The sequence below is a fragment of the Streptomyces sp. NPDC057617 genome (assembly GCF_042800555.1).
Lineage (GTDB): Bacteria > Actinomycetota > Actinomycetes > Streptomycetales > Streptomycetaceae > Streptomyces.
On sequence record NZ_JBHVGV010000003.1, the window covers coordinates 41,935 to 55,347 of the forward strand.

The following is a 13,413-nucleotide window of genomic DNA, read 5'->3' on the forward strand; positions in this document are numbered from 1 at the left end:
CCGCCCCCGCCCCCGCCCGCGCGAGTGCGGCCCACGCCGCGCGGGTCCGGCCCGCGCCTGTGCGACCCGCAGGGCTCCCGCCACCAGCGCCCGCGCGCCCCGTGGGCCCGGCCCGGGCTCAGGCGCCGAAGGCCGCCGGGTGGATCTGTTCGCGGGTGGCCACGTACTGCTGGCGTACCGCCGTACCGACCGCCGCGTCCTCGCCCGGCTCGAAGACCTGGGCCGCCGCGCCCTGCCAGAGCGGCGGGGTGTGCGGGGCGAGTGTGCCGTGCGCCACACCGAGCGCCCACGCCGCCTGCCGGGCCGCGCCGATCGCCGCGTAGTCGGCGGGCTGCGGTACGACGACCTGCGCCCCGAAGACCGCCGGGGCCAGCGCCTGTACGGCGGGAAGCTCGGCGGCGGCCCCCAGCAGGAACACCCGCCGCACCTCCACCCCGCGCCCGCGCAGTACGTCCATCGCGTCGGCGAGCGAGCACAGCATCCCCTCGAACGCCGCCCGCGCGAGATGCTCCGGCTTCATCGACTCGCGCCGCAGCCCGGTCAGCGTGCCCGCCGTGTGCGGGAGCTGCGGGGTCCGCTCGCCCTCCAGATACGGCAGGAACACCAGCCCCGACGAGCCCGGCGTCGACTTCAGCGCCAGCTCGGACAGTTCGGCGAGATCCTCGGTGCCCAGCAGCTCCGCCGTACCCCGCAGCGCCCTGACGGCGTTCAGCGTGTGCACGACCGGCAGATGCATCCCGGTCGCGTCCGCGAAGGACGTGATCAGCCCGGCCGGATCCGCGAGCGCCTCGTGGTGCACGGCCATCACCGAACCCGACGCCCCCAGCGACACCACCGCGTCCCCGACCGCCACACCCAGACCGAAGGCGGCGGCCATGGTCTCGCCGGTCCCGGCGGAGATCAGCAGCCCCTCGGGCGTGGTCCCCGCCGCGTCCGCCGGTCCGAGCACCTCGGGCAGCGCGGCCTGGTGCCCGAGCGCCAGCTCCACGAGATCCGTCCGGTACGAGCCCGTACGCGCCGACCAGTAGCCGGTCCCCGACGCCTCGCCCCGGTCCGTCGTCCGGCGCGCCGGGCGTCCGAGGAGCTGCCAGACCAGCCAGTCATGCGGCTGGAGCACCAGCGCGGTGCGCCGCGCCGCCTCCGGCTCGGTCCGCGCCATCCACCGCAGCTTGGCGACCACCTGCCCCGACTGCGGTACGGAACCGACCGCCTCGGCCCAGGCCTGCCGCCCGCCCAGCGCCTCGGCCAGATCCGCCGCGGCGACCTGCGCGCGCTTGTCGTTGCCGAGCAGCGCCGGCCGTACGAGATTGCCCTGCTGGTCCAGCGCCACCATGCCGTGCTGCTGCGCCGAGACGCCGATGGCCTGCACCCCTTCGAGCAGCCCGCCGGACGCGGCCTCGCCGAGGGAGAGCAGCCAGGCCTGCGGGTCGATCTCGGTGGCCTTCGGGTCGACCGGATGCTGCGCGTAACCCTGCCGCAGCACGGCACCCGTGTCCGCGTCGCAGACCACGACGCGTGTGAACCCGGACGAACTGTCCAACCCGGCGACTATTCCCATGAACCCGATTCTGCCGCACGCGCCACGCGTCGGACGCTGCCGGGACGGCGCGGGGTGTACGGCGCGGGGTGTACGAGGCGGGCGTACGGGGGCGGGGCCCGGCGGGCGAGCCGCCGGGCCCCGGTGGGACCGTCACGTGTTGGCGCGGGGGACGGTCAGGTGTTGCTCGTACCCCAGTCGTCCTGCCCGTTCTGGCTGCGCTGCCGCAGGGAGCGCACCCGCTGCGCGACGGAGTCCGGCACCCGGTCTCCCATGACGCCGCTCATCGAGTGGTACGCCTTGCCCGCGACCTCGCGTCCGGTCTGCGCGGCGGTTTCGGCGGCGTTGCGCACGGCCGGGTTCTGGGACACCTCGCGTACCGACTTCTTGAGCTGCTCGTAGCGCTCGCGCCCGGCGCGTGTGCCGAGCACATAACCGCAAGCCAGTCCCGCGATGAATGCGAGGCGGTACCGCATGGCTCCACCCTTCCTAGTGTCCGTCTGTGCCTTCCGCCTACCCCGTCGGGGCCCGGGATCACCCGAGCTGACCCGGGTCGATAGCGATTGGCGGAACACCCCCCTGCTTGCGCTAATGTATGTGTCGCAGCGGACGCGCGCCGCCCGGGGGGACCCCGGTAGGTACGTTCGGTGCACACGCAGCAATCCCCTGTAGCTCAATTGGCAGAGCAGCCGGCTGTTAACCGGCAGGTTACTGGTTCGAGTCCAGTCGGGGGAGCGCGATCCCCTGTAGCTCAATTGGCAGAGCATTCGGCTGTTAACCGGAGGGTTGCTGGTTCGAGTCCAGCCGGGGGAGCAGGAGAGCGGGAAGGGCCCTTCGGGGTCCTTTTTCGTCTGTTCTATAACTGTTCTACGACGTTCCCGGAACCGGGTGGGCCGCGCCGAAGTCCTCAAGGTCAGAGCGATGCCGACCATCCGAGGCAGGAGATCGTATGAGCGGCTATGCTGCGGCAGACGGCGCGCACAAATGTGCGCGACGCGCCGTTAGGGGCGGTAGCTCAGCCGGTTAGAGCAGCGGACTCATAATCCGTCGGCCGTGGGTTCGAGTCCCACCCGCCCCACCGGCACGCGTCGTCGGAAAAACGATCTGACCTGCGTGAACGTAACCATGGGGGCCGCCGGGTAAACCGTGGCCGCTCTCATTTCACCCTAAGACCAAGATCAAGTGGGCCAGCGGTGCCCCGCGTGTCGTGGCGGGGGTGAGGGGACCGCGAGGACCGCGCGCCCCCCGATTGGCGGCTTCCGGTCCTCGGTCTGTTCTTGTACGGGGATCTTGTACGCGGGGATCTTGTGCGTGGGATGCCGGACAGCCCGTCGGCGGCGGGAACCCGTTGGAACCTGGCGGTCATGGCTCTGGGGGGCCGGCGGACCCCGGCCTAGCGTGAGTGGCGCCGCGCCGTGCGGACGCGGTGTCCCATCACGCCCCAGGAAAGAGCCCACGCATGCAGTACCTCATGCCCATCGGCATCGGCGTCCTCTATGTGCTGCTGATGTCCCTCATCCGCGAACCGCACCGGCGGCGGTTCAACGCCGTCATGGTCGCCGGGGCCGGGGCCGCGTATCTGAGCGGTGGCGGTCTGGGCGGCTGGGAGTTCGCGTTCACCGCGCTCATGACATACGTCGCCTACCGCGGTCTGGACTCGTGGACCTTCATCGGCATCGGCTGGCTGCTGCACACCGCCTGGGACGTCGTCCACCACCTCAAGGGCAGCCCCTTGATTCCCTTCGCCCACGACTCGTCGCTGGGCTGTGCGATCTGCGACCCGGTCATCGCGCTGTGGTGTCTGCGAGGGGGCCCCGCGGCGGGTGCCGACATTAAGGGCTTCGGGAAGGCCTCGCGCGAGATGTTCGGCCGATTGGGTGGGAAACGGGGCGAATCGGTGGGTATGGGAGATCGGCGGGGCACGCATGGGGTGTTCGCATCACCTGACGTAGGAGTTTCATATGCGTATCCGTACAGCGCTCGCCGCCACCGCCCTCGCCGCCACCGCTCTGCTGGGTGGCGCCGGTTCGGCGCTGGCTTGCGAAGGTCATGACGCGACCGTCGCGGCGGGCGGCTTCCACAAGGAAGGCCACCGGGGTTTCTACGAGAATCTGGGCGGGCCCGCGGGCATCACCCATGCCGGCTCCGCGTCGCACAAGGGCGGCGGCTGGTTCGGCTTCCTGGACGCCTGATCTCCGTACCGCCGCTGATGCACCGCCCCCTGCGCCCCGGCGCAGGGGGCGGTGGCATGTCCGGGGGCCTCACGGCTCAACTCCGGTGAGAAATCACGGCATCGAGTGAATCCTGTGATCGGGTGCCCCATCCCTGTCCTACGCTGACGCGAACGCGGCCGAGCGTGCCGTACGGACATCCCGGGGAGCAGATGGAACCCGCCGTCATCGGGGCGCGTCTCGCGTCGAGTGTGGTGAGCCCGCTGATCAGGAAGCTGTTCCTGACCGACGGCCCCGGTGCCGGGCTGGTCGACAAGCCGATCCGGGTCTCCGGATTCGTATCGTTCCGGGGCGAGAAGCGGACGCTGTCGGACAAGGACCTGCACAAGATCTCGGAAGAACTGGTCAGGCGGGCCGCGCAGTCGACCGGTGTGGAAGAACTGCTGCCCAATTTCGAGAAGCGGGCCGTCGCCAATGCGGTGGCCGATTCCTTACGGGTCATGGGAACGCTCGACATGGATGACGTACAGGCCGTGAAACTCGGCCACCTCGGCCTTTCCCGCCATCTCAGATCCCAGAGCAATACGGCCACACTCGGACTGTCGAGCGACGCGGTCACCCTGCACGCGAGCGTGATGAACACCGCTTGTCTGCACATTCTGAATTTCTTCACCCAGCGGTCGACCTTTGTGCCCCGCACTCTGCTGGAGCAGAGCCGCAGTATCGAAGAACTGACCCTGAAGATCGATTCCTTGATCGCCCGCGCGCCGTCCCCCGCTGACGGGCCTTTCGAGGACCGGTACGCGCGCTATATCGCCGCCAAGCACGGCAAGCTCAGCATTTTCGGCCTCGATCTGTCCGGGTCGCCGGAGACCTGGCGGCTCGACACCGCGTATCTCAGTCTGGACGCGGCGGGCGACGCCACGAACGCCGTTCCCACGCTGCTCTCGGCCGACCATGTGCTGGCCGGCCGCAACCGCGTACTGCTGCGCGGGGTCGCCGGTTCGGGCAAGACCACTCTCGTCCAGTGGCTGGCCGTCTCCACGGCACAGAAGTCGCTCGACGAACACCTGCTGTATCTCTACGGACTTGTACCGTTCGTGCTTCCGCTGCGTACGCTGACCAGGGGCGGCGCGACGCTGCCCGCGCCCGACGAGTTCCTGTCCGCGGTCGACTGTCCGATCGCCGGTCTCCAGCCTCCGGGCTGGTTCGACCGGGTGCTGCGCTCGGGCCGCGGGCTCATCCTGATCGACGGGATCGACGAGATCCCGGAGGACGACCGCAGCGACGCCCGCCGCTGGCTCCAGGAACTCATCGGCACCTATCCCGGCAACCGCTGGCTCGTCACGTCCCGGCCTTCGGCGGTACGGGAACACTGGCTGGTCAGTGACGACTTCGCCGAGCTGGATCTCGCGCCCATGAGCCGGGACAATGTCGCCGAGTTCATCAAGAGATGGCACAAGGCGGCCGGAATCAGTGACCAGTACGCCAATGAACTCCTGCGTGCAGTCCGCGCCAAACAGGATCTGGGCAGGCTCGCCACCAATCCGCTGATGTGCGGACTGATCTGCGCGCTCCATCAGGACCGCCGCGGCTATCTCCCCGAAGGCCGCAAGGAGATCTACGACGCGGCGCTCTCCATGCTGCTGTTCCGGCGCGACCGCGAACGCGGGGTCTACAAGTCCGGCTCCATCCACATCAGCGAGGCGCACCATATCCAGCTGATCCAGAAACTCGCCTACTGGATGATCCGTAACGGCCGTTCGGAGATGGACCGTACGGACGCGGTCGAACTCCTGAGGCAGGCTCTGCCGACCATGCCGAAAGTCGCCGAACAGGGGACTGCCGAGGAAATCTACCGGCATCTGCTCATCCGCAGCGGGCTGTTGCGTGAACCGAGCGCGGATTCCATGGACTTCATCCACCGGACCTTTCAGGACTATCTCGGGGCCAAAGCGGCGGTGGAGGGGCTCGACTTCGACTTTCTGATCGCGAACGCCCATCTCGATCAGTGGGAGGACGTCATCAGGATGGCCGTGGCCCACGCCCGGCCGACCGAGCGGACCCGGCTGCTCACCGGACTGATCCGGCGTGACGACGCCTCGCCCCATGGGATGAACCGGCTCCATCTGCTGGCCGCCGCCTGTCTGGAACACGCCACGGAACTGGATCCGGCGGTACGGGCGGAAGTGCAGCAGCGGGCCGCGGCGCTGATCCCGCCGCGCTCGGCCGACCAGGCGCGTGCGCTGACCGAGGTGGGTCCCGTCGTACTGGATCTGCTGCCGGGGCCGCGCGAGCCGGCGCCCGACGAAGTGCCGCCGCTGAGCGAACAGTCCAGGGCCGAGCGGCAGTCGCTGGTCCACGAGGCGTACTTCACCGTGCTGGCCGCCACGCGTATCGCGACCGACGCCGCGATCACCGTGCTCGCGCAGTACCGCGGCCACCCGGATCTGCGGGTACGGAACGAACTGGTGCGGGCCTGGAGCCGGTTCGACACCGACACGTACGGGCAGGAGGTCGTCGCCCATCTCGCGGAGGAGCAGCTCTACTTCCCGGTGTCCAATATGCGGGAGCTGCGGGCGCTGTACAGCTTCGGCGGGCGGTCCCGTATCAAGATCTCCGGCGAGTTCACGACCGCCGGCTTCGTCAACGCGTGCCGGACGGACCGGCTCACCCATCTGTGGGTGGAGGCGGACATGGGGCGCACCTGGTGGTGGCTGCACAGTTTCCCCAACCTGCGCTCGCTGACCATCGAGACCCTGCATCCCCGTATCGATGTCGGCACGCTGGCGCAGGTGGTCTCGCTGCGGACGGTCCGGCTGCCGGAGGGGACCCTCACGACCGGTGCCGATCTGCTGCCTCCGTCCATGAAGATCGTGCATGAGCGGCTGAGCGCCATCTGACGGCCGTTCGACGGCAGTTCCGCCACCACCGGCAGTTCCGCCGCCACCGGCAGTTCCGCCGCCACCGGCAGTTCCGCCGCCACCGGCGGTTTCACCGCCACCGCACCGGGGGCCGACTCCGGCTGTCTGGCGGAAACCATTCCGTGGGTTCGCCGCGTCCCTGTCTTCGCCCGCACCGGAGAGGCTTTCAGGAGCCTCACCATGCCGCTTCACCACGCTGCCCAAGGGGACTGATCCGATGACGCGCACCCGCACCCGTACCCGTACCCGCTCCGGTAGACGCACCGGTAGACGCACCCGCCCGCTGCAGGCGGTGGCCATGGCGCCTCTGGCCCTGGTCGCGGTCCTCGCGCTCCAGGGGTGCCAGGCACTTGACGACCAGCCCGACCCGGCTCCGACGGCGAGCGATTCCCCGAGCAGCCCGACGGTGCCGGTGGAGCAGCCTCCGGAGGAGCCCGCAGCGAGCCCGGCCGAGAGCCCTTCGCCGACCGCGGTGGACACCGACGATCCCTGCGCGATCGTCACGCAGGCGGAGGCCGAGAAGCTGGCCGACTCGAAGCTCAACCCCGCCAAGCCCCTTGACGAGACGTGCACGTACACCGGTCTGGCCTCCGGCCCCTCGGCCCAGGTCGAGGTCTATGTCTCGGACACCGCGCGGAGCTACCTCGACGCCGAACGCGGTATCGGCCACGACCTGAGCCCGCTCTCCGGCATCGGCGAGGAGGCGTATCTGGAGGACGGCTCGGTCTTCTTCCGCACGTCCGAGCAGTGGTTCTCCATACGGCTCGTACGTTCGGTTCCCCCGGAGGAGACCCGCAAGCCCCTGGAAGACCTGGCCCGTACGGTCGCCGCCCGCCTCTGACGATCCGGCCGCCCCCACCCCTGGACTGTCAGGCCCGGGGGTGGGGGGCGACGCCATGTTCTGGGGCTTGGAACTATGGGCCGTCCACATGGTTTGACCCTTACGGGGCGCTGACGATGTGCGCCATGGCAGTGATGGAGCGCACGGGTCGAGTCAGTCGGAGGGGATTCATGAGGGTGAGAACAGGGGGCACCGTGGTGGCCGCCATGGTGTTGGCGGTGGTCACGGCGACCGGGGCGGGAGCCGCGCCACCGGTGTCCGCGTCTGGGTCTGGGGCCGCGTCTGCGGCATCGGAGAAGGCCGCGTCCTCGGAGAAGACAGGGGCGCGGTGCGGTGGGCGGCAGCGGGTGGTGGTGCCCGGGGCGGAGTTCCAGAGCACGGCCTGTCTGCCGGATCTGACCAGCACGGCCCTCGCCGGCACGCCGTACACCGACTCCACCGACTGGTCACCGCTCTTCGCGCAGGGCACCAAGAACCCGACCGGTGTACCCGGTGTCCAGATCGACGGCTACTTCCCCGACTCCTCGCGGCTCAACGCCACCCATGGCTGGAAGCACGACGCGCAGTTCGTGATCCGGCTGCCCGACCGCTGGAACGGCGGGCTCGTGGTGACCGGCGCGCCCGGCACCCGTAAGCAGTACTCGCTCGACCCGCTGATCTCCGACTGGGTGCTGGCCCAGGGGTACGCCTTCGCCTCCACCGACAAGGGCAACAGCGGCCCCGACTTCTACACGGACGGCACCCGGCCCGGCGACGCGGTCGTCGAATGGAACCGCCGCACCACCGAGCTGACGCGCGCCGCCCGCAAGGCCGTTCAGCGCGCGTACGGGCACGCCCCGCGCCGTACGTATATGACCGGCACCTCCAACGGCGGCTATCTGACGCGCTGGCAGCTCGAAAACCACCCCGAGCTGTACGACGGCGGAGTGGACTGGGAGGGCGTCCTCTGGACCGGGGGCGGCCCCAATCTCCTCACCTACCTGCCGACCACGGTCGCGTACCAGGCGGGGCAGGCGGGGGCCGACGAGATGTACGAGGCCGGGTTCGCGCGCGGCAGCGAGTTCCTCTGGCCGTACCACCAGACCGCCTACTGGGGGCTGACGCAGAAGGTCTACCGGGCCGAGTTCGACCCCACGTACGATCCGAACTGTCCCGGCGCCTCGGCCGGTTCGACGACCGCGGAGATCCTCACGCCCTGCGCCTCGGACGCCTCGTACGACTACGCCTCCCGGCCGCGCTCCGTGCACCGGGCCGTGGAACGCGTGGCGCTGACCGGCAGGATCGGCAAGCCGATGATCACGCTCCAGGGCTCGCTCGACACACTGCTGCCGATCGCCACCGACTCGGACGTCTACACGCGCATGATCAAGGACCGGCACCGGGCCGGGCTGCACCGCTACTACACGATCGAGGGCGGGACGCATGTGGACGGGCTGTACGACAGCTATCCGGACCGGTTGCGTCCGATTCTGCCGTGCTACCGGAGCGCGTTCACGGCGCTGACCCAGTGGGTCGAGCGCGGGGCGGCGCCGCCGGCGAGCCGTACCGTACCCAGGCCCGCCTCCGGGGACGTGGTCAACTCCTGCGTACTGTGAGCCGGGTCCGTCACCGGAGGTGACGTCCCTCCGATCCTTGTCAGGAGCATTGTGTCCGCGCTGCCGCACCGGCTTCTCTATGTCACCGATCTCGGCTACGAGGCCAAGGGGCGCAGGTACTGCGACGAGGACATCCGGCTCTCCGCCCGGCTGCGCCGCGACTTCGCCGTCGCGCTCTGCCATCCGCTCGACGCGGCGCGGCTGATGGGGTCCTTCGACGCGGTCGTGGTGCGCAACAGCGGACCGGTGCTGCACTACCAGGAGGCGTACGACGCGTTCCGCGCGCAGGCGCGCGCGGCCGGGACCCGGGTGTACAACCCGCTCACCGGGCGGGCCGATATGACGGGCAAGCGGTATCTGGCGGAGCTGAGCGCCGCCGGATACCCGGTCATACCGACTGTCGAGCGTGCCGAGGACCTCGGGCTGCTGCCGGAGGCGGAGATGTACGTCGTGAAGCCGCGGGCGGGCGCGGACTCGATCGGGATGGCGTTCGTGCCGGGGGAGCGGCTGGCGGACGTCGTCCTCGGCGAGGTGCTGGTGCAGCCTCGGATACCGTTCCGGTACGAGGTCTCGTTCTACTTCGTCGACCGGGATTTCCAGTACGCCCTGTACGCGCCGGACCCCGGGCGGCGGTGGGAGCTGGAACGGTACGAGCCCGGGGCCGCGGATCTGGAGTTCGCGCGCCGGTTCATCGACTGGAACACGCTGGGGCACGGCATACAGCGCGTGGACGCCTGCCGCGCGCCGGACGGGGAACTGCTGCTCGTGGAGCTGGAGGACCTCAATCCGTATCTGTCGCTGGACCTGGTGGACGAGGGGACGCGGGAGGCGTTCGCGGTACGGATGGCGGCGTCGCTGCGGGATGTGCTGGGGTGAGGGGGTGACGGGCCCGCGTGCGGCGGTTGCGCCCGCGCGGCGCTCGGCGTGTGAGTGGCGCTCGGCGTGTGAGCGTTGAGCGCCAGGGTCTTCAGCGGGGGGACTCCCAGGTCAGGGTGGTGTCCCGGGTGCCGTCCTCGCGCAGGCCGTCGTCCGTGACGGTCAGCCGTACGCCCGGCTGTCCGTCCGGCAGCTCCGCCGTCGCGTCGACCTGCACCTCGATCGCCGTCACGCCCTCCCGGCGGTGGGCGGCGGCGAGGGCGCCGCGCAACTGGGCCAGGAGCTGGCGGCCGACCGGTTCGCCGACGAGCGTGTCCACCGGTCCGGTGAAGTGGACGGACGGCCTGAAGCCGAGCAGGGCCGCCGCACCGTCCGTCTCGCGCAGCACCTTGCCCCGTACGCTCGTCGGCGCGTCGGCGGGGGGCTGCTGGAGCGCGAAGATGGTGGTCCGTACCTCCTGGATGGTGGAGTCCAGCTCGTCGACGGCGCGGCCCAGGAGTTCGTCCAGTTCGGTCGTGGCCGCGCGTCGTCTGGTCGATTCCAGCATCATTTCGGTCGCGAAGAGGCGCTGGACGACCAGATCGTGCAGGTCGCGGGCGATCCGGTCGCGGTCCTCGTACACCGCGAGGCGCTCGCGGTTGTGCTGGTGGTCCGCCAGTACCAGCGCGAGCGCGGCCTGCGAGGCGAACTGGGTGGCCAGCAGCCGGTCCACCGCGCTGTACGGGCGGCCGCCGCGCCGGCGCGGCAGGGCGAGCGTGCCGATCAGCCTGCCGCCGCTCTGGAGGGGCAGCATCATGCTCGGCCCGAAGCGGGACCGTACATGGGTGGTCATCCGGGGGTCGGTCGACGAGTCCTCGATGAAGACGGGCTCGCCGCCGAGGAGTTGGACGAGCACGGGGGAGCCGGGCTCGATGACCGTACCGACGATGCCGGCCGGGTCGCCGACCGTGGACGCGGCGACGATCTCCATGCCGCCCTCGTCGGTGGGCTGGAGCACAACACCGGCGTAGGCGTCGGCGAGGAGGCGAGCCGACTCGGCGACGGTCATGAGCGCGTCGGCCGCGTTCTCGCCGCGCAGCAGGGCCGTGGTGACGGCGGCGGCGCCCTTGATCCAGCGCTCGCGGCGGCGGGTCGACCCGTACAGACGGGCGTTGCCGATGGCGATACCGGCCTGGGAGGCGAGGACGCCGAGCAGTTCCTGGTCCTGCTCGGTGAAGGGGCCGCTCCGCTTCTCGGCGAGGTAGAGGCTGCCCAGGACGACGGTGTCGACCTGGACGGGGACGCCGAGGAAGGAGCGCATCCGGGGGTGGCCGGGGAGCCTGCCGGAGAACCGGGGGTCGGCGGTCAGATCGTCCAGCCTGAGCGGCTGGGCGTCCTTGATGAGCGCGCCGAGGAGGCCGCCGCGGCCCTCCGGGAGCCGCCCGATGCGTTGGCGGTCGTTGTCGCTGAGCCCCGCGGTGAACAGTTCGGTGAGCCGTCCGCGCTCGGGGTCGACGACACCGAGGGCGCCGTAGCGGGCGCCGATGAGTTCGGTGGCGGTGTCGACGATGTGCTGCAGGGCGGGCCGCAGCTCAAGCTCGGTCCCGATCCCGAGGACGGCCTCCAGCAGAGCGGGCAGCAGGGGTTCGGCGGCGATGTCGTCGGTGGGGGTGCCGTCGCCGGACACGGGCCTGGCCTGCCCGTTTCGGGGAGCGGGGGCCGGGCCGCCGGGGCTCTGGGCGAGCGTTTCGGCCGGGTCGGTGCCGGCGGGGTTCTCGGCGAGCGGTTCGGCCGGGTCCGTGCCGGTGGAGTTCTCGGCCGGACCCTTCGCGCTTCCGGGGCCCGCGTCGCCGGCTCCCGGGCCTTGGCCTTCGGCTCCCGGGCTTGCGGCTTGGGTTGGCGATCTTGCGTCGTCGGTACGTTCGGCCGGGCCTGCCCCGGCCTCCGGGCCTTGGCCTCCGCCCCCCGGGCTTGCGGCTTGAGTCGCCGAGCTTATGTCGTCGGGCCCTGGGGTGTTGTCCCCGGCCTCGGGGCCCGTGTGCCCGGCGGCCTTGGCCGCGCCCTTCGCGGGCCCTCCGGCCACCGGTCTCCGGCCGTCGGCCGCTCGGCTCGCGGCCTCGGCCCCGGGCCTCGGATCGCCCCCGGCCGCCCGGCTCTCGGCCTCAGCTGCCGGATCGCCCGCCACCGGCCTCGTGGCTTCGACCCCCGGGCCCGTGGCGCCCGCCCCCCGGTCCGTACCCGTACCCCTGGCCCCACCCCTGGCCACCCGGCCCGCGTTCCCGGCCGCCGGGCCCGTCCGCCCAGACCCCCGGGCCTCTCCCCTGGCCCCTCCGCGGCTCTCTTTCGTCATCGCAGTGCCTCGCCTGCCCGTACGCCGTCGGCCGTGGGCCCGCGGGCGTGGTCGGTCAGCGGATCACCGGGAGCGGGTTCAGGACCATTGGCTGGATCTTTCCCTCCAGCATCGCACCGAGGCCGAGTACCGCGCAGATGTCGGGGCGTTCCGCGATCGCCACCGGCATGCCCGTCGCGTTGCGGAGCATCTCGTCGAGGCCGGGCATCAGCGCGCTGCCGCCGACCATGGTGATTCCGCCGTCCGCGAGGTCGGCCACCAGATCGGGCGGGCAGTCCCTGAGCACCTTGCCGATGCCGTCGAGCACGGCCGTCAGCGGGGAGTAGATCGCGTCCCGTACGGCGGCCGTGTCCACCAGCACCGAGCGGGCGACGCCGGTCGCGACATCACGGCCATGGATCTCGGTGGTGCTGGGGCCGTGCGGGGTGAGGCCGTTGTCGCTGAGCGCCACTTGCAGCGGGCGTACGGACTGGCTGGGCAGCAGCAGCTCGTGCTGGTGCCGCAGATGCTGGATCACCGCGTGGTCGATCGCGTTGCCGCCGACCGGGATCCGCTGCGCGGTGACGATCGACCCCAGCGAGAGCACCGCGACCTGCGTGGTCGCCGCGCCGCACACCATGATCATGGTGGCGGTGGGCTGCTCCACCGGCAGTCCGCAGCCGACAGCCGCGGCGATCAGCGTGTCGACCAGTTCGACCCGGCGCGCGCCCAGACCGACGAGCGTCTCCACCGCGGCGCGCTGGGCGAGCGGATCGCTGTCGTGCGGGGTGGACGCGGCGGCCCGCAGCCGCGGCTTGCGGCGCAACTGACGGCGGAGCTTGTCGCCGAGGAGATGACGGAGCATCCGCTGCGCCATCTCGATATCGACGACCGTCCCGCCCGAGACCGGCCGGACGACCCTGATGTAGTCCGGGGTACGGCCTGTCATCTGCTCGGCGAGCGCGCCGACCGCGATGAGCGCTCCCGTACGGGTGTTCATGGCGGCGACGCTCGGTTCGTCGACCACGAGCCCCGCCCCTTTGACAAAGACCCGGGTCCTGGCGGCCCCCAGGTCGACGGCGATATGGCAACGTCGCAACTGCTCAAGACTGACGGTCACGGCAGGGTCTCCCGAGAGCGCTGATGGGGTCACCGGCGGCC

9 protein-coding genes, 3 tRNA genes and 1 pseudogene are annotated in these 13,413 nt (G+C 70.9%); 9 read left to right on the forward strand and 4 right to left on the reverse strand.

What is annotated here, in order from left to right:
* Window positions 1-118 precede the first annotated feature (118 nt).
* Both ACFU9P_RS09125 and ACFU9P_RS09130 read right to left on the reverse strand, forming a co-directional pair.
* Window positions 119-1,558, reverse strand: coding sequence for an FGGY family carbohydrate kinase (locus ACFU9P_RS09125; protein WP_384078405.1), 1,440 nt, complete (start codon window positions 1,556-1,558; stop codon window positions 119-121).
* Window positions 1,559-1,713: 155 nt separating this feature from the next.
* Entirely contained in the window at window positions 1,714-2,013 is a 300-nt protein-coding gene (locus ACFU9P_RS09130; RefSeq protein WP_046505919.1) for a hypothetical protein, read from the reverse strand.
* Between the two features lie 186 nt (window positions 2,014-2,199).
* Between ACFU9P_RS09130 and ACFU9P_RS09135 the strand changes: the two genes are divergently transcribed.
* From ACFU9P_RS09135 to ACFU9P_RS09175, 9 genes and pseudogenes are all read left to right on the forward strand, one after another.
* A tRNA-Asn gene (locus ACFU9P_RS09135) sits at window positions 2,200-2,272 on the forward strand.
* A gap of 5 nt (window positions 2,273-2,277) precedes the next feature.
* Window positions 2,278-2,350 (forward strand) — tRNA-Asn (locus tag ACFU9P_RS09140).
* A 191-nt stretch (window positions 2,351-2,541) separates the two neighbouring features.
* A tRNA-Ile gene (locus ACFU9P_RS09145) sits at window positions 2,542-2,615 on the forward strand.
* 381 nt (window positions 2,616-2,996) lie between these two features.
* Window positions 2,997-3,356: pseudogene (locus ACFU9P_RS09150) on the forward strand (DUF6010 family protein); the annotation flags it as partial.
* 142 nt (window positions 3,357-3,498) lie between these two features.
* Window positions 3,499-3,729 carry a hypothetical protein gene (locus ACFU9P_RS09155; protein WP_376377160.1) on the forward strand — a complete coding sequence of 77 codons (231 nt, stop codon included), beginning with the start codon at window positions 3,499-3,501 and terminating at the stop codon, window positions 3,727-3,729.
* A gap of 191 nt (window positions 3,730-3,920) precedes the next feature.
* Window positions 3,921-6,611 (forward strand): NACHT domain-containing protein, encoded by a 2,691-nt coding sequence (locus ACFU9P_RS09160; RefSeq protein ID WP_384078406.1) that lies wholly within the window; start codon window positions 3,921-3,923, stop codon window positions 6,609-6,611.
* Between the two features lie 319 nt (window positions 6,612-6,930).
* Window positions 6,931-7,473 carry a hypothetical protein gene (locus ACFU9P_RS09165; protein ID WP_384078407.1) on the forward strand — a complete coding sequence of 181 codons (543 nt, stop codon included), beginning with the start codon at window positions 6,931-6,933 and terminating at the stop codon, window positions 7,471-7,473.
* Window positions 7,474-7,643: 170 nt separating this feature from the next.
* Entirely contained in the window at window positions 7,644-9,068 is a 1,425-nt protein-coding gene (locus tag ACFU9P_RS09170) for a tannase/feruloyl esterase family alpha/beta hydrolase (protein WP_384078408.1), read from the forward strand.
* A gap of 51 nt (window positions 9,069-9,119) precedes the next feature.
* Entirely contained in the window at window positions 9,120-9,944 is an 825-nt protein-coding gene (locus ACFU9P_RS09175; protein WP_384078409.1) for a hypothetical protein, read from the forward strand.
* A 91-nt stretch (window positions 9,945-10,035) separates the two neighbouring features.
* Here ACFU9P_RS09175 and ACFU9P_RS09180 read toward each other — a convergent pair whose 3' ends face one another.
* Complete coding sequence (locus ACFU9P_RS09180; protein ID WP_384078410.1) at window positions 10,036-11,610, reverse strand: GAF domain-containing protein; 1,575 nt, start codon at window positions 11,608-11,610, stop codon at window positions 10,036-10,038.
* A gap of 718 nt (window positions 11,611-12,328) precedes the next feature.
* A complete protein-coding gene (locus ACFU9P_RS09185) occupies window positions 12,329-13,372 on the reverse strand; it encodes a rod shape-determining protein (protein WP_376377173.1) in 1,044 nt (347 codons plus the stop codon).
* Window positions 13,373-13,413 lie beyond the last annotated feature (41 nt).